Origin of the sequence: Halorubrum lipolyticum DSM 21995 (assembly GCF_000337375.1) — an archaeon.
GTDB classification, from domain to species: Archaea; Halobacteriota; Halobacteria; order Halobacteriales; family Haloferacaceae; genus Halorubrum; species Halorubrum lipolyticum.
The window spans coordinates 201104-224766 of sequence record NZ_AOJG01000028.1; the positions used below are offsets into that span (position 1 = coordinate 201104).

A 23663-nucleotide genomic window follows, 5' to 3' on the forward strand; every position below is an offset into this window, starting at 1 on the left:
GCTCCGAGCGCGCACTGCGTCGTCGTCCGACGCCGGATCCAGCACGACACGTCTGAGAATCTACTATTGATGGAATATACATAAACTATTGTATAGAATAATTTATTAACCGATACCCGAACGGTTCCAACGGATATGACACGAGATGGCAGCAGTGGTAACACCTACGTCGACCGTCGTCGATTACTCCAGGCGGCGGGAGCAGTGGGGGTCTCGGCGCTCGCCGGGTGCTCCGATAACAGCGCGTCCGACGACGGCTCCGGAAACGATGGCTCCGACGACGGGGGATCGGGAGACGACTCAGGGAGCGATGACGGGTCGTCCGGGCCCGAAGTCCGCGAGACCACGATGGTCTCTGCGACGAACAACGGCGTTCCGACGAACATGCACCTCAACCCCATCGCGACGCAGAACTACGACGACATCGTCGGGGCACACGTGTTCGAGCGGTTCGTCGCGTACAACTTCGAGACGCAGGAGTTCGAGATGGCCGGACTCGAAGACTGGTCCGTCGACGGCGAGACGTTCACCCTCACCATCAGGGAGGACCTCAACTGGGAGAACGGCGAACCGGTCACCGCCCGCGACCTCGTGACGCAGTTCCGACTCGAGAAGAAGACCTCGGGGGCGATATGGGACTTCGCGGAGAGCGTCGAAGAGGGAGACGACGAGAAAACGGTCGTGTTCCAACTCGCCGAGGAGACGAACCCACGGCTGTTGAGATTCGCCATCGGCTCCCAGTCGGACCGGATATACGCGTACCACCCAGTCTACGAGGAGTTCCTCGACCAGGAGGCGTCCGCCGTCCAACAGTTCGAATGGGAGGACGACGTCGTCGCCAACGGGTCGTTTAGCCTCGAATCCAAGAGCGAGCAGGCGTGGACGCTCGCCCGGAACGAGGAGTACTACAACGCCGACAACGTGAATTTCACCGAGCTGCAGGTTCTGCAGCGAGCTGATAACACCGCCCTGCAACAGGGCATGCGCGGCGGCGAGCTCGACGCGATGTCCAGTATGTTCGCGCCGCCGAACATCGCGAACAGCATGCCCGATCAGGTCCAAGAGATCAACACGCCCGCGAAGTGGGGGTACGGGATCGTGTTCAACCACGAGCACGAGCACTTCGGGGACCAGAACGTGCGGCAGGCGATCGCCCACGTGTTGAACCGCGAGCTGATCGCCCAGAACGCCGGCCCGCGGACGAAGGCGGTTCCGGAGGTGGCGACGGCGATCGCCGTCGACGACCAGGAGCGCTGGCTGGGTGATCAGATCGACCAGTACGAGACCTACGGTCCCGGAACGGCGCAGACGGACACCGCGGCCGAACTGCTTCGCGACGCCGGATACAGCAAGAGCGACGGCGTCTGGGAGGACGGAGAGGGCGACTCGATCAGCGCGCAGTTCGCGACCCCGAGCGGCTGGACCGACTGGACCACCGCCACGGACACGGTCGCCGATCAGCTCAACTCGTTCGGGATCGAGGTCGAGATCGACTCGAAACCGATCGGCGACTTCTACGGCGATTACATCGAGGGCAACTTCGGGATGGGCGCGTTCTACTGGCTGCCGGGCGGCGCGCGCTCGTCGTTCCCGTTCTACCCGCTCCGGTGGGAGATGCTCTGTCCCGACATCGACGGCGGCCACGGGTTCCCCACGGGCGAGAAGACGCTGCCGGCCATCGACGGCTCGGGTGAGATGACGATCAGCCCGCTCGAAGAGATCAAGGAGATCACCTCGATGACGAGCGACGAGGAGGCCACCGAGGTCATCCGACGGGTCGCCTGGCACCACAACCAGACGCTCCCGTTCATCCCGGTGACCGAAAAGCAGGAACAGACGTGGATCAGCGGCCAGAAGTTCAACACGCCCGAGTCTGACGCTCAGGTCCTCGGCGTGAAATGGGCGAGCCAGTGGCTCCCGCGCGTCGGTGAGTTCACGGCGGCCGGGAACTAACCGATGACCGACGCAGTTACGTACACGAGCTAACCATACGCACCACAGATGGGACATTACTATTTACGGCGGACCGCTCGGGCGTTCGTTACCGTCTTCCTCGTCACCAGCCTGTCGTTCGGGCTGATCCGACTGCTCCCCGGCGGCCCGTTCACGCTGCTTCGCGCGAACCTCCTCAGACAGGGGGTCCCCGCGTCGGAGGTCAACTCGCGGATCGCGAGTTTGCAGAACATCCAGCCGGACGCGCCGCTCTGGCGACAGTATCTCGACTACATGGGTGCGGCCGCGCAGGGCGACTTTGGCACGTCGATCTCGCTCGACGAGCCGGTCGCACAGATCATCGCAGAGGCGGTGCCATGGACGGTGTTCATCGTGCTCGTCTCGACGGTCCTGATCTTCGTATTCGGTATCCTGCTCGGGGCGATCCAAGCGTACTGGGAGGGGTCCCGGTTCGACCAACTCGTCTCGGGCGCGTCGATCACGTTGATGTCCGTGCCGTTCTACGTCGTCGCCGTGCTCGCGCTGTTCGTCTTCGCGTACCAGTTCGGATGGTTCCCGACCGCGGGGACCGTCGGGCCGACCGTCGAACCGGGACTGACGGCGGAGTTCGTGATCAGCGCGCTCAACCACGCGGCGCTGCCGATCTTCTCGTACACGATCACGGGGATCGGCGGACAGGCGCTCGCGATGCGAGGGAACAGCATCCAGGTCCTCGGGAACGACTACGTCGAAGTCGCTCGCCTTCGGGGCCTCTCAGACCGGCGAATCGCGACGCGGTACGTCGCGAGAAACGCCATCTTGCCTCTGTACACCGGATTTCTCCTCCTATTGGGCTTCCGGCTCGGCGGCACGGTGATCCTCGAGCAGATCTTCTCGTATCCGGGTCTCGGCTACTACATGTGGTCGGCGCTGGAGTCGAACGACTATCCGCTGATGATGGGGACGTTCCTCGTCATCACCGTCGCGTTGGTGGTCGGCGTCTACATCGCGGACCTCACCTACGGGATAATCGATCCGCGTATCAGCAGGGGTGAGACCGATGCCTACTGAGACCGAAGACGCCGAGACCGTCAGCTGGCAGAGCGACGGCGGCGCGTCGGCCGACGTGACCCGAGGCGAGCGTCTCGCGGAGTTGTTCGAAGAGCGGGTTCGCAAGCCGGCGATCGTCGCGTGGGCCGANGCGAGCGTCTCGCGGAGTTGTTCGAAGAGCGGGTTCGCAAGCCGGCGATCGTCGCGTGGGCCGACCGGCGCACGCGCGTCGGGCTGTCGATCCTCTCCGTTTACGTCGGCATGGCCGTCGTCGCCGTGTTCGACCTGTACCGCGCCCCGTCGACGAACCAGGCGCCGCAGCTCGTCGGGCCGTTCGAGAGCTGGGGACACCCGCTCGGGACGACGATGTCCGGCGTGGACCTCCTGTCGCTGATCGTTCACTCCACGCCCGACATCTTGCTCATGATCGTCGCCGGGAGCGTCTGGGCGACGGGCGTCGCCGTGCTCGTCGGCACCCTCGCCGGCTACAAGGGAGGGATGGTCGATCGCGTGCTCATGTCCATCTCGGACGTGGTCATGGCGATTCCCGGGCTCCCGCTGGTTATCATCCTCGCCGTCACGTTCAACCCGCAGAACCCAATCGTCCTCGGGATCCTCATCAACATCAACTACTGGGCCGGCCTGGGTCGGTCGCTGCGCTCGCAGGTGCTCACGATCCGCGAGGACAGCTACGTCGAGGCGTCTCGGACGATGGGCGTCGGAACGCCCCGGATCATCGCGAAAGACATCGTCCCGAACCTGATGCCGTACGTGACGGTGAACTTCGTCTTCGCGGCCCGGTACGTCGTGTTCGCGTCGATCGGGCTGTTCTTCCTCGGCGTGTTGCCGTACTCGGTACAGAACTGGGGCGTCACCCTGAACTACGCGTACAGCGGCGGAGCGCTGTTCACGTGGGAAGCCGCTCACTGGCTGATCTTCCCGATGATCGCTATCATGGGGCTGTCGCTGGCGCTGATCCTGCTCGGACAGGGGATGGACAGGGTGTTCAACCCCCGCGTCCGCACACGCCTCGCGGAGAGTTCCGAATCGACGAGAGACGCGGACGACGCTACGGAGGGATTCTAAATGACGACCACATCCGAACGGTTGCACCGCGCGGGAGACGGCGTTTCCGACCCGATCGTCGAGGTCAGGAACGCGAGCGTCACGTACGACGACGGAGACACGCACGTGCTCGACGACGTGACGTTCTCGATCGAGCGCAACGAGATCCTCGGCGTGGTCGGCGAGAGCGGGAGCGGGAAGTCGATGCTCGCGTCGGCGCTGCTCGACGCGGTCCCCGCGCCGGGCCACCTCTCCGGCGAAGTGCTCTATCACCCGGACCGGGACGCGACCGTCGACATTCTGGAGTTCTCGGACGCGGAACTGAACGAGTACCGATGGGCGGAGGTCTCGATGGTGTTCCAGGGGGCGATGAGCTCGTTCAACCCCACGATGAAGGTGGGCGCTCACTTCAGCGACACGCTGAAAGCCCACGACCGAGCGGTCTCCGAGGGGTTGGAGTTCGCGCGCGAAATCCTCTCGGACCTGTATCTCGAGCCCGAGCGCGTCCTCGATTCGTACCCGCACGAGCTCAGCGGGGGGATGCAACAGCGCGCGCTCATCGCGCTCAGCCTCATCCTCGAACCCGAGGTGCTCGTCATGGACGAGCCGACGGCCGCGCTCGACCTCCTGATGCAGCGGTCGATCCTGCTGTTGCTCGAGGAGATCAAAGAGAAGTACGACGTCACGATGGTGTTCATCACCCACGACCTGCCGCTCGTCGCGTCGCTGGCCGACCGCATGGCGGTCATGTACGCGTTCGAACTCGTCGAGGCCGGTCCCCGCGATCAGATCATCGGCGACTCGGCGCACCCGTACACGCGGGCGTTGCTCAACTCGACGCCGAACATCGACGCGCCGCTCGAAGACATGCAACCGATTCCGGGCAAGAGCCCGGCGCCGGTGAACGTCCCGACCGGCTGTTCGTACGCGGACCGCTGCCCGTTGGCGTCCGACACCTGCAGACGGCAGGATCCGACGTTCGAAGCGGTCAGAGAAGGTCACGCGGTCGCCTGCCACCACTGGGAACGGGCCTCGGAGGAAATCAAACTGACGTTCGGTGAGGCAGCTGCGACAGGCGGAGACGCCGGGGGTGATCCGCGATGAGTCGCGCCCGTGACACCGCCGCAGACAGCGACGGGGACGCTCCGCTGATCTCCGTTAACGACCTCGAGGTGCACTTCGAAACGGAACAGGGGCTCCTCGAAATGTTCGACGATCCGGACGTCGTGAGGGCCGTCGACGGCGTGTCAGTCGACATCGGGGAAAACGACGTGCTCGCGCTCGTCGGGGAGAGCGGCTGCGGGAAGACGACGCTCGGCAAGACGATTATCGGGCTCCAGGAGCCGACCGGGGGGTCGATCGCTTACCGGGGGAGAGACATCTGGGAAACGAAGGCCGGGAACACCGACCTCTCGTTCGACGACATCCGGTCGTCGCTGCAGATCATCCACCAGGACCCGGGGAGCTCGCTGAATCCGAATCGTCGGATCGTCGAAACGCTCTCGGAACCGATCAGGCTCACGCACCCGGACATCTCAGCCGGCGAGCGTCGGAGTCGGATCTACTCGCTGCTCGAACGGGTCGGGATGACGCCGCCGCGCGATTTCGCGAGCCGGTATCCCCACCAGCTGTCGGGCGGCGAGAAACAGCGCGTGGCCCTGGCGCGCGCGCTGCTGATGAACCCCGACGTGATTCTGGCCGACGAGGCGATCAGCGCGCTCGACGTCTCGCTGCGGGTGGAGATGATGGACCTGATGCTCGACTTGCAAGAGGAGTTCGACACCTCGTTCGTCTTCATCTCGCACGACCTCTCGAACGCTCGGTACTTCGCGGCGCACGGGAACGGCCGCATCGGCGTGATGTACCTCGGAAACCTGGTCGAGGTCGGTCCGCCGGACCGGCTCATCTCCGACCCGAAGCACCCGTACACTGAGGTGTTGCGGTGGGCCACCCCGAACCTTGCGTTAGACGCGTCCGAGGCCGGGGATCCGCCGATGCGGAAGATCGATATCCCCGACCCGGTCAATCCGCCCAGCGGCTGTCGGTTCCACACCCGCTGTCCGGAGGCGAGAACGGCGTGTACACGGGAGCAACCGGAGCTACGAACGCTCGAGGACGGTCACCGAGCCGCCTGTTTCCGGTCGGAATCCGACCATCGGTACTGGGAGAGCGACCCGATAGAGGACTGACAGCGGTGGCCCGGGAGGTCCGATCACGAACCTCTTTGGGTGTCGCTTCTCACTACTCGGTATGACTCCTCGCGAAACCGTCGTCGACGCGGTGTGTGGCCAGCGCGATCAGATCCCGCTCGTCCTCGCGGTCTGTCTCGTGATGGGGCTGCTCCTCGTGTTCCCGCTTCTCCTCTTAGAGCCCGGTACGGTCGGATACACCATCGCGGTGCTCGACGGAATTCTCGTGGTGAGTCTCCTCGCGGTTCTCGGACCGACGTACTGGTACTGCGTGAGACGGCGGATGGAGTGAGCCGCCCGACGGATGGGGTGAGTCGCTCTATCGCGGGGAGCGATCCGTCCCCCGTCCGAATCGCGCGGTCCGTCTCGACGCCGAGGAAGTGTCCAGACCGAACGCGTTGAACACCTCGTGGTCGGCGTCGGTGACCCATCGCCGACGCCGCCGAGGGCGCCGGTGACGAGGATGTCTGTCGGCATACACGGTCTCGACTCGCGAACCACATAGTCGTTTTTCCGAGCGAGACCGATGACCCACCTTTTTCGTCCCCTTCGACGATCGTATCGTATGGAGTACACGACGCTGGGTTCGACGGGCATGGAAGTCTCCAAAATCTGTCTCGGCTGCATGAGTTTCGGCGACGAAGAGCCGTGGATGCTCGACCGGGAGGAGAGCGAGGCGCTCATCGAACGCGCGATCGATCTCGGAGTCAACTTCTTCGACACCGCTAACGCGTACTCGGACGGTCGATCGGAGGAGCTGCTCGGTGACACGCTCGCGGACTACGACCGCGACCGGCAGGTCGTGGCGACGAAGGTTCGGTTCCCCGCCGGGACAGAACACCCGAACGCGGCCGGCCTCTCCAGGAAGACGATCGAGCAGGAACTCGACGCGAGCCTCGAGCGGCTGGGGATGGAGACGATCGATCTGTATCAGACCCACCGTGTCGATCCGTCGACGCCGCCGGAAGTGACGTTGCGAGCACTCGACGACGCGGTCCGCCGCGGGAAGGTCCGGCACGTCGGCACCTCCTCGATGTGGGCGCACCAACTCGCCGAGCGACTGCGGACGAGCGAGCGCGAGGGCCTCGTCCGGTTCGAGACGATGCAGAACCACTACCACCTCGCGTACCGCGAGGAGGAACGCGAGATGTTGCCGCTGTGTGACCGAGAGGACATGGGCGTCATCCCGTGGGGGCCGCTCGGTCAGGGTTTCCTGACGCGGCCGTTCGATGAACTGGAACGCACCGATCGGGGCGACCCCGAGAACTTCCACAACCCGACGGCAGACTACGACCGCGGTGGCGGCAGAGAAATCAATGAGCGCGTCTCGGAGCTCGCGGACGAGAACGGCGTCACGATGGCGCAGATCGCGCTCGCGTGGCAGTTCCAGAACGAGTCCGTCGACGCCCCGATCGTCGGGACGACCTCTATCGGCCACCTGGAAGAGGCGGTCGAGGCGTTGGAGATCGACCTGTCCGACTCGGACGTCGCCTACCTCGAAGAGCCGTACGAGGCCCAACCGATCATCGGCCACGAGTGACGGCTCGGACGGCGCCCGCGACCGAATCCGGTGTCCGCGACGAAGCGGTCTGATACATACGCTATCGTACCATTTATTAGAAGTACACCATTTCTGGTATCCGCTCGATTTATTTTCTGCGTGCCGTGACGCTCGACCCGGTATCGACGCGACTCGATATCGAGGGTCGTCGAGCACCGATCGATAAGCTGCTCGTCTGTTTATATTCTCGTGGACACTGAACCTAATTCACCACTCTAGTCGGAATAACTCGGATATCTCTCTGAGAACGTGCAGGGAAGTCGGGCTTCGATGCGGTGGAGTGATCGCGGCAACGGCTGTCCTGATCGGGTCTGTCCGTTCCGACATCTCTCCAAAGTACGTGTATTCTTATATGTATTCTTATATATGTATTTATAATATATTCGCGCCCACCGGGCGGAGCGTCCGCGGTCGACGCCCGGACCGCACCGCGGGCCGTCACCGGTCGATCCGGTCGGAAACCCCGCTCGCGAAGTCGTCGGTCGCCTCGCGCCAGGCGTCGATTACGGCGTCGTCGGACTCGCTGTCCCAGGGCTCGATGCGGTCTTCGGCCTCCAAGCGCTCGACCGTCCGGCGAACGCCGGTCTCGAACGGGACCGTGTAGGCGAAGTCCAGATCCCGGCGAGCCTTCGCGTTGTCGAACACCGTGCTGTACTGGAAGTGATCGACCAGCATCTCGGTTCGATCGGGAAGCGCGGTCCGGAGCTGATCGGTCGGGACGTGGACCAGCTCCGGCTCCGGTGCGTCGAGCGCGCGAGCGACCCGGAGGTGGTACTGGTTCCACGTCATCGTCTCCTCGCTGGTGACGTGATACGCCTCGCCGAACGCGTCCGTGTTGCCGACCGCGTTCACGAAGGCGCGAGCGACGTCGTCTCGGTGGCACGGCCCCCACAGCGAGGTCCCGTCGCCGTGAACGAGGACGGGCTTCCCCTTCCGGATGCGGTCGATGTAGTACGTCCCCGTCCCCAGCGTGTGTAACACCGGTCCGCCCTCGCCGTACGTACTCCACGGGCGGACGATCGTCGTCGCGAACGCGTCGCCGTCTGCGGCTCGGAAGACGTCCTCCGCGGCGGCCTTGCCGGCCGCGTACTCGCTAACCGGAGGCTCCCGCGAGGCGTCTTCACGCACCGGATTCCGCTCGGGCGGTCGGTGATAAACGTCCACGGTGGAGCAGAACACGTACTGGTCGGTCCGGTCGGCGAACACCGCGACTGCCTCCCGCGCGGTCTCCGCGTCGAAACACACCATGTCGATGACGCAGTCGAAGTCGTCGTCTGAGACCGCATCGGCCAGCGCCGCACGGTCGGTCCGGTCGGCACGGCGAAACGACACCGACGACGGGAGGTCGGCGTCGGTTTCCCCGCGCGTGAGACAAGTCACGTCGTGGCCGTCCGCGGCGAGCAGCCGCGTGATAGCCGTACTGATTAACCCCGTACCGCCGATGATGAGAACGGACATACCTCCGTATCGACACAGCGTGGTATAAGGACCGATGCTTCTCGCGCCACGTGAGCCGGCCGCCGGTGCGAGCGGCGACCGAGAGTCTCAGTCGGTCTTCTCCCCCTTCCTGCCGCTCTCGCCGCCCGTTCGGGCGTCGCCGTTCGAACCCTCAACGCGCGGGAACGCGCCGTCCATCGACGGCAGCGACTCGAACGACCGAGTCGTCGTGGCCATCTCGTTCGGTTCGACGGTCAGTTCCGCGCCGTCGGAAAACGACGCCTCGACCCGCTCGTCGCCGGCGTTGTACGCGACGTAGGTGCGCGTCGACCCGTCCCGAAACACGCCGTAGAACGGCGTGTCCGCTGACACGGTCGCGTCCGGCGTCCCCACGGCGTCGAGCGTGTGAATCCAGTGGGCGGTGTGGGCGCGGGATTCCGCGAAGTCGGCGGTCGCGTAGTCGGCGTCGTACCAGGCGCGCGCTTCGTCCGGATCCGAGAGCGCCCGGAACTCCCAGAGGACGTCCGTGTACCACCCGAGGTCGAACGACCCGTCGCCGCCGTCGTTCTCGAGCAGCTCCGACCAGTTCGCCGCGGCGGCGTCCCGGTTCCACCCGAGATACAGCGAGTGGCCGCCGACCGGGAGGTAGTTGATCGCGTGGATCGACTCCGGGTCCTGATCGAACCACGTGGCGTACTTGTATCCGCGTCCCCAGACGATGCCGGCGTAGTCGTACGGCCACGCGTCGGGGAGATTCTCGTCGGCGACGTCGAACCAGTACTCGAGGGCCGCGTGGATCTCATGGGTGTAGAGGTAGATGCCCGCGTCACGGATCGCGTCGTCGCCCGTCTGTTCCCCCCAGAGTATCATGGCGGCGTAGGCGTTGATCGCCTCCGACGACGACTCCTGGTTACAGCCGGCCGGCAGCTCGCCGCTCCCGGACGCCCACGAGTGGCCCGCGTACGGACTGAAGTTCCGAAAGAACGGGTATCGGGAGTCGTCACGGTCGGGATTCGCATAGTCCCGGACGAGGTGGTCGACAACTCCTCCGTACGCGTCCTCGCGTGCCCACTGCGGGTCGGCCCGTGCGATCTCCGCCGCCGCCTTGACCCAGTAGCCGTAATGGAAGTGGTGGTCGTTCAGCTCGGCGTCGGCACCGAACCCCATCGGCGCTCCGTTCAACGTCCCCCAGACGCCGTCGTACCAGAACAGATCTCTCTCGTCGACGTCACCCTCGCTTCCCGCGGAGAACCACGTCTCTAACTCGTCGCGAATCGCGTCTCGGAACCGCTCCGCGGCGTCGTCGTCGTCGACCTGCTCGGCGATCGGAGCGAGCTGGAGGAGCCGTTCGAAGTTCTTCCCGGTCCAGTAGGTCCCGTCGCCCTGCCAGTCGCGAATGAGCGTGTCTTCGGCCTCGACTGCGTCGACGGCGTCCGCCAGGTTTGGAACGTCAGCCGCGTCGGGGAGGAAGGGAACGAGCCCGCGATACGGGAGTTCGGTCGCGAATCTCGAGCCGGCGTAGACCGGCATGTCGCCCCGCGGCGAGACGTAGGACCAGTCGCTCAGCTCGTTCGCGGTTCGCTTCGCTTGGTGGGGGTAGAGCGCGGTCAGCGTCTCGTCTGCCCGGCCGTGCTTCGCTTCGAGGTCGAACTCGTAGTCGGTGACGACCGCGGAGCGGTCCGCGTCGTACTCCCACGTCACCGTGGTGTCCGTGACGAACGCGTACGCGTGGCGTCGGTAGGCGTTCAACGCCTTCGGCGTGGCCTCGGGGAGCACCGCGAGAGAGGCGTACCCCTCCTCACCGAGCCCGGACGAGGTTGCGTCGTCGTCGACACCGTCCCAGGTTGCCCCCGGCGGCGCGAACAGCCCGTAGTGACTGCCCGCGACCGACACTCCCAACACGTGGTCTCGCTCGTGCCAGACCGACACGTCGTCTTCGAACGCCACGTCGATGCCGGCTCCGGCCGTCTCGAAGTAGACGAACGGTGACCCCTGCGTGAGCGTCACCTCCAGGCTGGCCTCGCCGTCGGTCTGTCGATAGGTGACGGACCAGTCACCGTAGTCGGCGACCTCGGCCGGCACGTCGGCGTCGATGCGTGGGTGAGAGACGGTCAGGTCGGGGGCGATGGGACCGGTACTCGCGTCCGGTGAGGACGTCAGCTCTGCGAAGTCGTCGGTCCGCTCGCCCCACGTGAACGGTGCGTCGCCGACCTGCCACTCGTCCGGATACGTGATCGCGAGTCCAGACTCGGTCACGCGCGCCGCCAGCGGATGGATCCAGAGGTTTTCAGAGCGCGGTCGCCAGAGGAGCGTCGTCCACCAGTCGTTCGTTGGATACGGTGCCGAGAGGTCGTCTACCGCGTAGACGGTCCGAGGCGGTGCACCCGCTGCGTCCGGTCGTCTGTGCGCGATGCTGCCCGCTCCGACCGCTTCGATGTCGGCGTCCGCCGCGCTCGCGTTGAAACTCCCCGTTGCCGTGAGTACGCCGCCCGCGAGCAGCCCTCCGAGCCACGTTCGCCTGGTCACGTTCGAATTCGATCCGTCGATCGGGGTGTGTGCGTTGTCTTCCATAGCTGTCGCTCACTGTTGTTCGGCGGTCACACACCGCCGTACAGGCTCAATAACCTGTTCTTTCATTAAAAAAGTTTATAGAAATAAATTATAGATGTCTTGTAGCCAATACAAAAAACTTTATTGACATTATCTCCGTCTCACCGATTCTCCGACTCTTCGGCCGAACGCGTACGGCGGCGACGGCTCCCGCGTCGCTTCCGATGCCACATTCCAACGCGCTCTCTGCAACTGATTTCGGGACGAAACCGTCCTCCCCGCGACTCTCGTCGAAAGGGGATCCGACGAGTAGCCGAGACCATTAAAAAGCGGCGTCGCCTCCGACACGGCGAGACCACGTCGAAACCGCACTTCGCTCTTGAGCAGACACGCGGACAGCCCGGGTCTGTGGGAAGTATAATAATTTTATAGACACTATCTCGGTGCAGTCAATCAACACAAATTTATCATAATTATTATTTATATGATATCGGATAGATATATTTGGAATTCGTGAAGCGAGAGCGGACACTCCATGAGATTATTAAAATAGATACTCGCTTCTGTTTTTCTGATTTATCACTTATAAATACTGTAATTTTTCTTTAGAATTCGGATTCAATCGAAGTCGTGTCGCTGTTCACCATTGGGTGCAGAAAGTCAGTCTACGGCCAGTGGGCGGTGGGGGTTCGGGTCGCGTTGCGATCGGTCCGAAAGCGATCCGGATCCACGACGAGCGGCACTGGCTGTACGCTGCCGTCGTTCCGCAGACGGACTAAATCCTTCATTTACAGCCGCTTCCGACGTACACGATGCCGATCACACGAGAATTTCTCACTGATTAGCTGAGAAACTCGGCGTCGAAGATGCGCTGTTTCTCGTCGATGACACAGACGATCTGATCGCTGATATCCGCCGCGAAAACCACAGCTACCGCGTCGAACCACACGGCTTCAGAGATTCCGTCACACGTATCGTATAAGTAGTAGAAACATAGGAACCTCTGTTTTCAAATATTTTAATTATGTCGATTCACCGACCGCAGAGGCGTGGTTGCAAGCTCACGCTGTCTGGTGGTACCGTAGTCATGTTAACACGTTCTCGCTGGCTGGTAATCGATTTATGTATTAAGTTACAAACGTTCGATTGAACGCGATCATTACTAATATATAAAATTACATTAATAAGTGAACTAGATAACTCGAGCAAAGAGAACGTAACACCGAGAATCACCAGCAGCCACGGTGTTTCTTTTCGCTCCCCGAACGCCACCGTGCTTGTACCCGTCGCGAACCGCTCCGACGCGGGTGAGAGGGGTCACCCACAGCAGTGAGAACGATTGTCAGGAAGTCAGGTCACCGATTCGATAGTGTTCACTCAACCGGGACGATGGTCACCGGAACCGATGACTCGAGCGCAACCGACTGAGTAACGCTCCCGAAGAGCGCCTTCCCGGCCGGTGAGCGTTTTCGTCCGCACAGCACGACCTCGTCTGCGTCTAACTCGTCAGACATGTCCACGATTGACCCCGCAACCGGAACGTACAGTTCCCTCTGTTCGACCGCGATGCCGGCGGCAGAGAGGATGTCCGTCGCCTCGATCACGCCCGGGCTCTCCTCGTCAAAGCTGTCGTCGCCTGCATTGCTCGAATCGTCGTGATAGGCGTGAGCAACTGTCACGGTGAGCTCGTCCGTGTCGCCGGGAAGCCCCAAGACGTACCGAGCCTGAGAAGCTGCCCGATCGGTGTCGTCGTCTACCGGGAGTAGTATCTCGTACATCGCATGAGTGAGAATAGCGCGTGTCGATAAATACGTTCCCCCGGACGGCAGTCGGAAACGCCGATCCGCCGCGGCCGATGAGGCCACCCCGCGGCGTGTGGGAGACACGGTCCCGGGGTGCTGGGTACCGACGTCGCACCGAGGACAACACTGGCCGGGCGCACTCGAAATTCGGTGTCCGGGGACCGTAACACCTACAATCGGAACGGGAATAATCGGTGTGTATGCAAGCAGTTCGCATAGCCGGTGCTGGTTCGACAGCGTTCGGCGCATCTCCCGAACGGACCGGGCGCGACCTCTTCGGAGAGGCGGCCCGTATCGCCATCGACGACTCGGGCGTCCCGAGGGCGGCCATCGACCGTCTCTGTTACGGGAACTTCGTCGGAACGGTCACCGAACGTCAGGGTCATCAGGCACCGCTGATGGCGAAAGCGGCGGGCGTGACCGCACCGGCGACGCGGTACGAGAGCGCGTGTGCGTCGGGCGGCGTCGCGCTGAAGAGCGCGGTCGAGGCGGTTCGGTCGGGAGCGGCCGACGTCGTCCTCGTCGGCGGGATGGAGCGGATGCACAACGTCACGACGGAGCGGGCGACGGAGGGTCTGGCGATGGCGGCGGACCACCTCTACGAGAGTCGTGCCGGCGTGACGTTCCCCGGTGCGTACGCGCTCATGGCGCGCGCGTACTTCGAGGAGTTCGGCGGGACGCGAGCGGATCTCGCCGCGGTCGCGGTGAAGAATCACCGGAACGCCCTCGGAAACGACAAGGCTCAGTTCCAGACGGAGATATCCACGAGTGACGTCCTCGAAGCGCCCACGGTCGCCGACCCGCTCGGACTGTACGACGCCTGTCCGATCACCGACGGGGCGAGTGCCTGCGTCCTCGTCAGCGAGGCGTACGCAGAGGAGAACAACCTGGACGCACCGATTGCCGTCACTGGCGCCGGACAGGGGACCGACTCGCTGGCCTTACAGCAGCGCGACTCGCTCACGCGGACCCCGGCAACGACGACGGCGGCGACGGCCGCCTACGACGAGGCCGAGATCGCTCCGAGCGACATCGATCTGCTCGAAGTCCACGACTGCTTCACTATCGCCGAGGTACTGGCGCTGGAGGGGTTGGGAGTGTACGACCGCGGAGCGGCCATCGACGCCGCGAGGTCCGGCGAGACGACGCGAGACGGCGATCTCCCCGTCAATCTCTCTGGCGGGCTGAAAGCGAAGGGGCACCCGGTCGGCGCGACCGGCGTGAGTCAGGTCGTCGAGCTGACGAAGCTGCTCCGCGGCGACCACGTCAACAGCGCCGCGGTTCCCGACGCCTCCCTCGCCGTCGCTCACAACGCCGGCGGCACGGTCGCGAGTGCGACCGTCCACGTCCTCGAGGTGCGTTCCTGATGCGCGACCAGAGAGCGGACGGCTACGACGACCTGCTCGACGCGCTCGAATCCGACGCCGGCTACTACCTCTCCTGTCCGGCGGGCCACGGGTCGCTCCCGCCTCGACAGGTGTGCCCGACCTGTGGCGACGACGAGCTGTCGACGGAGCCACTGCCCGACACGGGGACGGTCGTCACGTTCACCGAGGTCGCCGTTCCGGCCCCGGCGTTCGCCGGCCAGACGCCAGTGGTGGTCATCGCCGACTTCGGACCGGTCCGGCTCACCGGACGGCTCCTAGACGACCCGGACGCACTCGAGGTGGGAAGTGAGGTGGTACCGACCGTCGCGTCGTCTCCGGACGGCAGCCGTCACGTCGGTGCTCGGCTGGCGTCCAAGCGGTGATCGCGGCTCGCTCACCGCACCGTACTGCGTCGTTTCCGCAGCGTCCCGGTAGCACTATACTGTCTCATTCTCATGGGGTCAGTATGCAACGCACTCTCGAGGAGGAGACGCCGAGCGTCGCCGAGTCGGCGTTCGTCTCGGAACAGTCGTACCTGATCGGCGACGTCGTGGTCGGTGACCGTGCGAGCCTCTGGCCGTTCACCTGTCTTCGGGGAGACGGCGGCTCCACGGTCGTCGGCAAGGAGACGAACGTCCAGGAGTTCACGATGCTCCACGGCGCGATCCTCGGCGACGAGGTCACCGTTGGTCACAACGCCGTCGTCGATTACGCGACCGTCGAGGATCACTCCCTCGTGGGGATGGGGAGCCGCGTCCTCCGGGACGCGACGGTCGAATCCGACTGCATCGTCGCCGCCGGTGCGGTGGTCCTCCAAGACCAGACGATTCCGGAAGGACACCTCGCCTACGGCGCCCCGGCCGAGACGAAACCCCTCACGGACGACCAGCGCGACGAGATCGACCGCGTCCACCGGCACTACGTCGACCTCGGCCGTCGGTACAAAACGGCCGGCGGCTTCGAGTAGTCGGAGCGGCCGGACGATTGACTCCGCCGTCCACCACGGCGGGTCGACTTCACCGTCCACCGCGGCGGGTCGACTCCGCCGTCCACCGCGACGTATCGACGAGTTCGCCCGCGGAGACCCCGAGATTTTATATCTAATGCTGCAGCAACCTTGAGGTACGCAACCATGACAGAGGACATCCAGCAAGAGTCATCGATCATCCACGAGCCGAGCCGGGAGTTCGTCGAGTCGACGAACGTCTACGAGTTCATGCAGACGTACGATATCGAGGACTACGACGAGCTCATCCGTCGAACGACGGAGGAGGTCGACGGCGTCGAGGCGTCGGGCGTCGAGTGGTTCTGGGACACCATGCCCGACTACCTCGACATCGACTTTTACGAGCCGTACGACACGGTTCGCGACAGCGCGGAGCGGAGCTCCGCTGGCAACCGGACGCAGTCCGGTGACAACAGCGACGGCCCGCAGTTCTCCGAGTGGTATCCCGGCGGCGAGATCAACCTCGCGCACAACGTCGTCGATCGCCACGCCGCCGTCGACTCGGAGGAGAGAAACAGCGTCGCGTGTCTCTTCGAGGGCGAACCGGGCGACGTGAGGGAAGTGACGTACCACGAACTCGCTCGCCAGTCGAACAAGGTGGCGAACTACCTCGAATCGGTCGGCGTCGAGACCGGCGACACCGTGGGGATGTATATGCCGATGGTCCCGGAAGTCATCTCGATCCTGTACGGCTGTTTCAAGGTCGGCGCCATCGCGGTCCCGATATTCTCCGGGTTCGGTGTCGAGGCCACGGCCACGCGCATCGATGATTCGGAGTGCTCGGTGCTGTTCACCGGTGACGGGTTCTACCGGCGCGGGAAGTCGCTCACGCTCAAAGAGGCGGCCGACGACGCCATCGCGGCGGCGGGACACGTCGAACACACCGTCGTCTACGACCGCCTCGGCGACGACGCCGAAGTCCCGATGGGGGAGCGCGACGAGTGGTGGGACGACGCGATCGAAGGTCGTGACGACGAGTACGACACCAAATCGCTTCCCTCCTCACAGGAGTCATTGCTGTTGTACTCGTCGGGGACGACCGGCAAACCGAAGGGGATCGTCCACACCCACGCCGGCGTGCAGCTGCAGTGTGCGAAGGAGATCTACTTCGGCTTCGACCACAAGCCCTCGGACCGGTTCTTCTGGGTCTCCGACATCGGCTGGATGATGGGTCCGTGGACGCTCATCGGCAACCACACGTTCGGTGGGACGGTGTTCATGTACGAGGGTGCGCCGGATCACCCCGAGCCCGACCGGTTCTGGGAGATGATCGATCGACACTCGCTGTCGACGTTCGGCATTTCTCCGACGGCTATCAGAGCGCTGCGCAAACACGGAGACGAGTGGGTCGAGGGGCACGACCTCTCCTCGATACGCCTGCTGGGTTCGACCGGAGAGCCGTGGGACCCCGAGTCGTGGCAGTGGTTCTACGAACACGTCGGGGGAAGCGAGGCGCCGATAATCAACATCTCCGGCGGCACCGAGATCTGCGGCTGTTTCCTGATGCCGATGCCGACCCAGCCGTTGAAGCCCACGTCGCTCGGCGGTCCGGGACTCGGCATGAACATCGACATCGTCGACGACTCCGGGACCTCCATCGCCGACGATCACGAGCGCGGCTTCCTCGTCGCGCGCGACTCCTGCCCGTCGATGACGAAGTCGCTGTGGTCCGGCGACGAGCGCTACCTCGAGGAGTACTGGTCGACGTGGGACGATCTGTGGGATCACGGCGACTGGGCACAGAAGGACGAAGACGGCTTCTGGTTCCTCCACGGACGGGCCGACGACGCGCTCAACGTCGCGGGTCGGAAGGTCGGCCCGGCCGAGATAGAGGGCGTCCTCACCGAACACGAGGCCGTGAACCAGGCCGCCGCCGTCGGCGTCCCCGACGAGACCACCGGCACCGCGGTCGTGACGTACGTCGTCCTCGAAGACGGCTCGGACGGGAGCGACGACCTCCGCGCCGAACTGTCGGCGCTCGTCGGCGAGGAGCACGGGAAACCGTTCCGCCCGCGCGAGATCCTCTTCGTCTCCGACTTCCCGAAGACGCAGTCGGGGAAGGTGATCCGCCGGGCCATCTCGTCGCTCTACCAGGGCGAGGAGCTGGGCGACATGTCGAGCATCGAGAATCCCGAGGCGCTCGACGAGATCGACGCGGCGTCGTAGCGAGTCGGCAGGGAGTGCGGGCGGCGAGGCTGTTTTATAAGCAGCGTGGCGGCGTGGCACGGTCCGGGTCGCTCGTCAAACGCGGCGAGAAGTGAGAGCGGGAACGAGGGGTCCGATCGGTTGCGTCGGGTGGTCGAGCAGGTGGATTGAGTCGGGTGAGCGGGCTGAGTCGGCTACAGCTGCCGCCGCACTCAGTCGGACCGCTCGGCGTAAGGCGTAACGCCCGCGGCGTCCATCTGATCGTGGAAGCGCTTCCGTCGGGCCTTCCGCTGCTCGGTCGCCATCCGGTCGTTGGTCCAGATCTGGCCGCTGGTGTCCTGGTGGACCTCACAGCTGTCGAACTCGTCGAGCGCCTCGACGCGCTCGCGCACCTCGTCGTTGATATCGAGGAAGTACGTGCACCGCTGTGAGGTCAAGAGGAGGGTTACCTCCACGTCGCGGTCGTCGATGGAGATGGACTCGACGAGACCCAGATCGAGGATGCTGATCGGATGGTCGCTCATACAGCTACACGGGTCAAGCACCTCGTCGAGTTCGGCTTTGACGCGCGTTTTGCGGTCGTCGTCGAACTCCGTGTCCGGAGTGACGTGCGTGGCTTCCTCCGTTCGCTCGTAGGGGTCGGTGTGTGCGGACATGGTCAGTCGTCGGACGCGAGCGCCGAGTCGGCCTCGTAGGTCGACCACGGGTCGGCGGGGTAGTCGCCGCTCTCTTCGCGCTCTCGCCGGAGCTGGTCCCACTTGTCGCCCTCGATGTCCTTTTTAATCTGCTCGGGGTCCTTATCGAGGAGCCGGAGCGCGTTCTTGCCCAGGATCTTCTCTTTCATGTCCTGGGTGACTTCGGGGTAGTCGTAGTCCTCGATGAGGTCTTCGGGCATCTCGAAGTTCCGGATGCCCTCGATCGGGGGCTGCGGGTGCAGCGCCGTCGCGCCGCCGGCGTAGACGATGCGGTCCGGTCCGGCCCAGTAGAGCATCTCGCCGAGCGCCTTCGCGAACTTCCGCGGGCGGGTGTTGACGAGACAGGCCGTGTTCTCGAGATTGGCGTAGACGTTGTCGTGGCTCGCCATCGCGAGGACCGTCTCCTCGACGAACGAGAAGCCCGCGTGGATGATCTCGAAGTTGACGTCGGGGAACGAGTTGGCCGCGTCCTCGATGTCGTCCGGTTTGAAGTAGCGGACGGGCGCCGTCGCGAACGGGATGAACTTGTGGATCGCCAGCGTGTCCACCTCCGAGTCGGCCACCCGCTGGAGGAGGGGCCAGACGGCGTCTTCGGTCAGCTGGAGCGAGAGGTCGTTGCCGTTCTGGTAGCGCGCGGGGTAGAACTTGATGCCCTCGACCCCGTCTTTCGCGGCGAACTCCTCTATCTGGTCGCCCGCGTCGTCTTCGAGGGGGTTGACGTCGACGTACATCGAGACGCGCTCTGGGTTCTGCTCCATGAACTCGAACCCCTTCTCACGGGAGACGTAGCCGTCGTGGAAGTAGTCGTCGAGCGGCAGCGAGTGGTACACCGAGTAGTCGATCTGACTCTCCAAAAAGAGGAGCCGAGCGAGTTCTTCGGGCTGGTGATCGCGGTAGAACACCTCTTCGGACGGCACGTAACCGTCGGGGAGAATCTTCGCCCCCATCTCGTACGTCTCATCGTCCCAGACCTGTGCGTGCGGGTGTTTGTGGTTCTCCGGCGTGTGGTTAAAGCAGTGTGACACGGAATCCACTACCAGCGAGTCGCTGTCTAGCATCTCGTTTGAGAGAACAGATGAATCATTAATAAACATTTGGGTTAGTGGCGGGAAGCGTGTACGTCGACCGCGCGCGACCCAGCCGGGATACGGCCAACTGGGCCGGTGCCCGAGAAACACTTATCTGAACGGCAGTAGCACCTTCGTTCGTTATGTCTGAGCGCTTGCAGGGGAAGACGGCACTGGTCACCGGTGGCTCCTCCGGCAACGGACGGGCGATCGCTCGACGGTTCGCCGAGGAAGGTGCGAACGTGACGGTCGCCGACGTCCGCGAGGACCCGCGGATGGGCGGTGAACCGACACACAACCTCATCGAGGGAGAGGGCGGAAACGCGCAGTTCGTCCGCTGCGACGTCAGCTCGGTCGACGATCTCCACGCGGCGGTCGACGCCACCGTCGAGGCGTTCGGCTCGCTAGACGTGATGGTCAACAACGCCGGGGTCGAGCGTCAAAAGCCATTAGAAGACGTCACGGAGGACGACTACGAGTGGCTCATGGACATCAATCTCAAAGGCGTGTTCTTCGGGAGCCAAGCGGCCGTCGAGGTAATGCGCGACCAGGACGAGGGGGGCAGCATCATCAATATGTCCTCGATCGGCGGTATCCGCGGCTTGGAGAACTCCTCGCTGTACTGTACCTCGAAAGGCGGGGTGACGAACTTGACACGGGAGCTAGCCGTCGAACACGGTGAACACGACGTCCGCGTCAACGCCCTCAATCCGGGGTTCATCGAGACGGCGATGACGATGGAGGACGGTGACACGGCCGGCGGCATTCTCGATCAGACGCCGCTGGGGCGGGCGGGCCAACCCGATGAGGTCGCGGACGCGGCGCTGTTCCTCGCGAGCGACGAGTCGTCGTTCGTCACGGGGCACAACCTCGTCATGGACGGCGGCTTCACCGCCTGACTCGGGACGGGGTGAGCAACACTTATTGTTTCGTGCCCGCGACATCCGTGCGTATGCTTCACGCAGAGGGACCTCTCTTGACGGTCGACATCGGTGACCGCTCGACGGAAACGACCGATATCGGCGAGATTAACGAGACGTTCATCGGCGGGCGCGGCGTCGCGACGCGGCTCGCTCACGACCGACTCCCGTTCGACGCCGACGCGCTGGGCGCGGAGAACCGACTCTACTTCGCGACGGGACCGATGCAGTCGTCGACCATGTCGTTCACCGGCCGGATGAACTGCACGGGTATCTCGCCGCTCACGGGCGGACTGCTCTCGTCGAACGCCGGCGGATTCATGTCGCGCAACTTCGCTGCGACGGGTTACAGCGCCGTCGAACTCGTGGGGGCGAGCGACGAACTCGTCGTCGTTCACGTCACCGACACCGGCGTCGAGTTCGAACCCGTCCCGGATCTCGCGGGCGCGACGGTGCCGGAGACGGTCGAGTACATCGAGACGGAACACGGCATGGAGAGCGAGCACGTCGCCTGTATCGGCCCCGGCGGGGAGAATCGAGTCCGCTTCGCCTCCATCATCACCTCGGAGTCGAGGGCGTTCGGCCGCGGAGGGCTGGGTGCCGTTCTCGGGGCCAAAGGGGTCAAGGCGATCACGTTCGACGGCGATTCGAGCCCGGAGATCGAGATCCCCCCGATCCAGATGGACGTCCACCGCGACGCGGCCACCTCCGACCACATCATGAAACGGCAGGGGACGACGTCGGTGACCGAACTGGCCAACGAGGTGTCGGCCCTGCCGACGAGGTACTTCTCCGAGTTGCAGTTCGAGGGGGTCGAGGGCATCAACGGGGACAGAGTCGAGGAGAAGAAGTTCAAGAAGGCGACCTGCTCGTCGTGTGCGTTCGCCTGTAAACTCCCGACGAAAGACGAGGCGCGCGGCGTCGAGACGGAGGGACCGGAGTTCGAGACGGTGATGTCGTTCGGGTCGAATGCCGGCGTCGACGACATCGTCGACGTGATGCAGTCGAACGAGCTGTGCGATCGGTACGGACTGGACAGCATCACCTGCGGGAACGTCGTCTCCGCGTACTTGGCGAGCGAAGAGGAGTTCGGGAACACGGAGCTGATCTTCGAGACGGTCGAGAAGATCGCTCATCGAGAGGGCGTCGGCGACCTCCTCGCGGAGGGGATCGACCGCTTCCACGAGGAGCTGGACGTCGAGAATTGGACCGTCAAGGGGCTCGACTTCGCCGCTCACGACGGCCGCACCCTGAACGGTCAGGGGCTGTCGTACGCGACGGCCACCAGGGGTGCAGACCACATGTTTACCACGATGTACGCGTGGGAGTACCCCCTCGTCGACGGCGAGGAGGCGTACGATCCCACCGGGCTCGAGGGGAAACCCGAGATGGTCATCGAGCAAGAGAACGCCCGTGCACTGGAGGACTGCGGCATCATCTGTCGGTTCTCGCGGAGCTTCATGACGCCAGAACGGCTCGAGGGGCTGTTCTCGACCGACTACGAGGCGCTTCTGAACGTGGGGTCGGCGGTCGTCGACCTCGAACGGCACTTCAACAATCAGCGCGGTGTCGACCGTGAAGACGACACGCTCCCCTACTCGCTTCCGGACTTCGAGGCGGCGCTCGACGAGTACTACGACCGCCGGGGCTGGACCGAGGAAGGCACCGTGCCGAGCGGTCACGTCGACGCCGTCGCGAGCGCCGACTGACCGCTCTTCGCTCTTTTTGCGGGCAGCACACGATGAACCGTCGTCGGGACCGGTGACGGACTCGCCGGAACCGATAGCGCGGATGCAAACGGACCCGTCGTACGCGACGAGCGTGCGTCCCGTACCGTGTCGTACGGGACTGAGAGAGACGAACCTGCGGGTCACGCGGGGATACGAATGCGAAGGAACGAAGAATCGGGACGCGCCGCGCTACTTCACCACGTCGATCTTTTCACGGTCGATCGACAGGGCCACCGCCCCGACCACCACGAGTCCAAGGATAATTTCCTGGATGAACGAGTCGATCCCGGTCAGGTTCATGCCGTTGTTGAGGACCGCGATAACGAGCACCCCCAGAATGGTCCGGTGCGGCCCGCCGACGCCGCCGGTCAGCGCCGTCCCGCCCATGACGATGGCGGCGATGCTGGGGAGCATGAGCCCGCTTCCGATGTTCGGGGAGGCCGACGAAATGCGCAGCGTCAACAGCACGCCGGCGGTCCCACAGAGCAGTCCCGACAGTACGAACGGGTAGATCTTGTACCGGTCGACCTTCGCACCGGCCAGCTCCACGACGCGCTCGTTCTCGCCCAGCGCGAAGCAGTACCGACCGAACTTCGTCCGGAAGGCTAACACGATGGTGCCGACGTAGATGAGCAGCCCCCAGAGCACGAGGTTGGGAATCCCGAGGACTTCGCCGTTCGAGATGGTCCGGATGGCGGGGTTCCGGAACGTGATGGTCGACCCGCCGGTAATGATCTTCCCGACCCCGGCCATCACCGAGAGCGTCCCGAGCGTGACGAGGAACGAGGGCACCTTGAGCTTCGTGAAGATGATGCCGTTGAACAGGCCGGCGAGCATCCCGACGCCGATGGCGATCGGGATGGCCAACAGGCCCAAGCCGAACTCCGAAATCAGGACGACGGTCACGACGCCCGTCAGTAGCACCATCGACTCGACGGAGAGGTCGATGCTCTGCTGGAGGATGGGGAAGGTCCCCGCGAGCGCGACCAGCAGCAGCGTGACGGCGTTTTTCGCGACGTTGTCGATCAGGTTGCCCTCGGTCAAAAAGCGATCCGACGCGAACGAGAATGTGATTATCAACCCGAACAGCATGACGAACGGGCCCAGATCCTGTATCCAGTCCTTAAGCGTGCGCTGTTCTCGTTGG

19 protein-coding genes are annotated in these 23663 nt (G+C 64.1%); 13 read left to right on the forward strand and 6 right to left on the reverse strand.

Annotated elements, in window-relative coordinates; translation table 11 throughout:
* Positions 1–135 precede the first annotated feature (135 nt).
* The 7 genes from C469_RS10250 (at position 136) to C469_RS10280 (ending at position 7776) form a co-directional block, all read left to right on the forward strand.
* Positions 136–1953 carry an ABC transporter substrate-binding protein gene (locus C469_RS10250; RefSeq protein WP_147587282.1) on the forward strand — a complete coding sequence of 606 codons (1818 nt, stop codon included), beginning with the start codon at positions 136–138 and terminating at the stop codon, positions 1951–1953.
* Between the two features lie 48 nt (positions 1954–2001).
* Complete coding sequence (locus C469_RS10255) at positions 2002–3003, forward strand: ABC transporter permease (RefSeq protein WP_008006327.1); 1002 nt, start codon at positions 2002–2004, stop codon at positions 3001–3003.
* A gap of 120 nt (positions 3004–3123) precedes the next feature.
* Positions 3124–4068 (forward strand): ABC transporter permease, encoded by a 945-nt coding sequence (locus C469_RS17760; protein WP_008006329.1) that lies wholly within the window; start codon positions 3124–3126, stop codon positions 4066–4068.
* Complete coding sequence (locus tag C469_RS10265) at positions 4069–5151, forward strand: ABC transporter ATP-binding protein (protein WP_008006331.1); 1083 nt, start codon at positions 4069–4071, stop codon at positions 5149–5151.
* Positions 5148–6236, forward strand: a complete 1089-nt coding sequence (locus C469_RS10270) for an ABC transporter ATP-binding protein (RefSeq protein WP_008006333.1) — start codon at positions 5148–5150, stop codon at positions 6234–6236. Before C469_RS10265 ends, C469_RS10270 begins: the two co-directional genes overlap by 4 nt.
* 61 nt (positions 6237–6297) lie before the next feature.
* The gene (locus C469_RS10275; protein ID WP_008006335.1) at positions 6298–6528 is read left to right on the forward strand and encodes a hypothetical protein; all 231 of its coding nucleotides are present in this window, start codon (positions 6298–6300) and stop codon (positions 6526–6528) included.
* Positions 6529–6801: 273 nt separating this feature from the next.
* Positions 6802–7776 (forward strand): aldo/keto reductase, encoded by a 975-nt coding sequence (locus C469_RS10280; RefSeq protein WP_008006337.1) that lies wholly within the window; start codon positions 6802–6804, stop codon positions 7774–7776.
* 459 nt (positions 7777–8235) lie between these two features.
* Here C469_RS10280 and C469_RS10285 read toward each other — a convergent pair whose 3' ends face one another.
* The 3 genes from C469_RS10285 to C469_RS10295 all read right to left on the reverse strand — a co-directional run bounded on the left by C469_RS10285 (position 8236) and on the right by C469_RS10295 (position 13562).
* Positions 8236–9255: an NAD-dependent epimerase/dehydratase family protein gene (locus C469_RS10285; protein WP_008006339.1), complete on the reverse strand. Its 1020-nt coding sequence runs from the start codon at positions 9253–9255 to the stop codon at positions 8236–8238.
* Between the two features lie 87 nt (positions 9256–9342).
* Entirely contained in the window at positions 9343–11760 is a 2418-nt protein-coding gene (locus C469_RS10290) for a glycosyl hydrolase (RefSeq protein WP_241430003.1), read from the reverse strand.
* Positions 11761–13157: 1397 nt separating this feature from the next.
* Positions 13158–13562: a universal stress protein gene (locus C469_RS10295; RefSeq protein WP_008006345.1), complete on the reverse strand. Its 405-nt coding sequence runs from the start codon at positions 13560–13562 to the stop codon at positions 13158–13160.
* 224 nt (positions 13563–13786) lie between these two features.
* Between C469_RS10295 and C469_RS10300 the strand changes: the two genes are divergently transcribed.
* The 4 genes from C469_RS10300 to C469_RS10315 all read left to right on the forward strand — a co-directional run bounded on the left by C469_RS10300 (position 13787) and on the right by C469_RS10315 (position 18125).
* Positions 13787–14953 (forward strand): thiolase domain-containing protein, encoded by a 1167-nt coding sequence (locus tag C469_RS10300; protein WP_008006348.1) that lies wholly within the window; start codon positions 13787–13789, stop codon positions 14951–14953.
* A complete protein-coding gene (locus tag C469_RS10305; RefSeq protein WP_008006349.1) occupies positions 14953–15336 on the forward strand; it encodes a Zn-ribbon domain-containing OB-fold protein in 384 nt (127 codons plus the stop codon). The genes C469_RS10300 and C469_RS10305 overlap by 1 nt, the downstream gene beginning before the upstream one ends.
* A gap of 83 nt (positions 15337–15419) precedes the next feature.
* Positions 15420–15920: a gamma carbonic anhydrase family protein gene (locus C469_RS10310; RefSeq protein ID WP_008006350.1), complete on the forward strand. Its 501-nt coding sequence runs from the start codon at positions 15420–15422 to the stop codon at positions 15918–15920.
* Between the two features lie 165 nt (positions 15921–16085).
* Positions 16086–18125 (forward strand): AMP-binding protein, encoded by a 2040-nt coding sequence (locus C469_RS10315; protein WP_008006351.1) that lies wholly within the window; start codon positions 16086–16088, stop codon positions 18123–18125.
* A 191-nt stretch (positions 18126–18316) separates the two neighbouring features.
* Here C469_RS10315 and C469_RS10320 read toward each other — a convergent pair whose 3' ends face one another.
* The gene (locus C469_RS10320) at positions 18317–18760 is read right to left on the reverse strand and encodes an iron-sulfur cluster assembly protein (protein ID WP_008006352.1); all 444 of its coding nucleotides are present in this window, start codon (positions 18758–18760) and stop codon (positions 18317–18319) included.
* Positions 18761–18762: 2 nt separating this feature from the next.
* Positions 18763–19857 (reverse strand): amidohydrolase family protein, encoded by a 1095-nt coding sequence (locus C469_RS10325; protein WP_008006353.1) that lies wholly within the window; start codon positions 19855–19857, stop codon positions 18763–18765.
* Positions 19858–20009: 152 nt separating this feature from the next.
* Between C469_RS10325 and C469_RS10330 the strand changes: the two genes are divergently transcribed.
* Together C469_RS10330 and C469_RS10335 are read left to right on the forward strand one after the other, a co-directional pair.
* Positions 20010–20765 (forward strand): SDR family NAD(P)-dependent oxidoreductase, encoded by a 756-nt coding sequence (locus tag C469_RS10330; protein ID WP_008006354.1) that lies wholly within the window; start codon positions 20010–20012, stop codon positions 20763–20765.
* Positions 20766–20818: 53 nt separating this feature from the next.
* The gene (locus C469_RS10335) at positions 20819–22495 is read left to right on the forward strand and encodes an aldehyde ferredoxin oxidoreductase family protein (RefSeq protein ID WP_008006355.1); all 1677 of its coding nucleotides are present in this window, start codon (positions 20819–20821) and stop codon (positions 22493–22495) included.
* A gap of 210 nt (positions 22496–22705) precedes the next feature.
* On the opposite strand, the gene C469_RS10340 is transcribed toward C469_RS10335, so the two are convergent.
* Complete coding sequence (locus C469_RS10340) at positions 22706–23608, reverse strand: ABC transporter permease (RefSeq protein ID WP_008006357.1); 903 nt, start codon at positions 23606–23608, stop codon at positions 22706–22708.
* Positions 23609–23663: the final 55 nt, after the last annotated feature.

Bases quoted from the DNA above. Each gene is read 5' to 3' on its own strand.
- C469_RS10265 (WP_008006331.1), top strand. From the start codon at position 4,069: ATGACGACCACATCCGAACGGTTGCACCGCGCGGGAGACGGCGTTTCC.
- C469_RS10335 (WP_008006355.1), top strand. From the start codon at position 20,819: ATGCTTCACGCAGAGGGACCTCTCTTGACGGTCGACATCGGTGACCGC.
- C469_RS10275 (WP_008006335.1), top strand. From the start codon at position 6,298: ATGACTCCTCGCGAAACCGTCGTCGACGCGGTGTGTGGCCAGCGCGAT.
- C469_RS10280 (WP_008006337.1), top strand. From the start codon at position 6,802: ATGGAGTACACGACGCTGGGTTCGACGGGCATGGAAGTCTCCAAAATC.
- C469_RS10270 (WP_008006333.1), top strand. From the start codon at position 5,148: ATGAGTCGCGCCCGTGACACCGCCGCAGACAGCGACGGGGACGCTCCG.
- C469_RS10300 (WP_008006348.1), top strand. From the start codon at position 13,787: ATGCAAGCAGTTCGCATAGCCGGTGCTGGTTCGACAGCGTTCGGCGCA.
- C469_RS10315 (WP_008006351.1), top strand. From the start codon at position 16,086: ATGACAGAGGACATCCAGCAAGAGTCATCGATCATCCACGAGCCGAGC.
- C469_RS10310 (WP_008006350.1), top strand. From the start codon at position 15,420: ATGCAACGCACTCTCGAGGAGGAGACGCCGAGCGTCGCCGAGTCGGCG.
- C469_RS10250 (WP_147587282.1), top strand. From the start codon at position 136: ATGACACGAGATGGCAGCAGTGGTAACACCTACGTCGACCGTCGTCGA.
- C469_RS10325 (WP_008006353.1), bottom strand. From the start codon at position 19,857: ATGCTAGACAGCGACTCGCTGGTAGTGGATTCCGTGTCACACTGCTTT.
- C469_RS10285 (WP_008006339.1), bottom strand. From the start codon at position 9,255: ATGTCCGTTCTCATCATCGGCGGTACGGGGTTAATCAGTACGGCTATC.
- C469_RS10340 (WP_008006357.1), bottom strand. From the start codon at position 23,608: ATGCTGTTCGGGTTGATAATCACATTCTCGTTCGCGTCGGATCGCTTT.
- C469_RS10320 (WP_008006352.1), bottom strand. From the start codon at position 18,760: ATGTCCGCACACACCGACCCCTACGAGCGAACGGAGGAAGCCACGCAC.
- C469_RS10295 (WP_008006345.1), bottom strand. From the start codon at position 13,562: ATGTACGAGATACTACTCCCGGTAGACGACGACACCGATCGGGCAGCT.
- C469_RS10305 (WP_008006349.1), top strand. From the start codon at position 14,953: ATGCGCGACCAGAGAGCGGACGGCTACGACGACCTGCTCGACGCGCTC.
- C469_RS10255 (WP_008006327.1), top strand. From the start codon at position 2,002: ATGGGACATTACTATTTACGGCGGACCGCTCGGGCGTTCGTTACCGTC.
- C469_RS10330 (WP_008006354.1), top strand. From the start codon at position 20,010: ATGTCTGAGCGCTTGCAGGGGAAGACGGCACTGGTCACCGGTGGCTCC.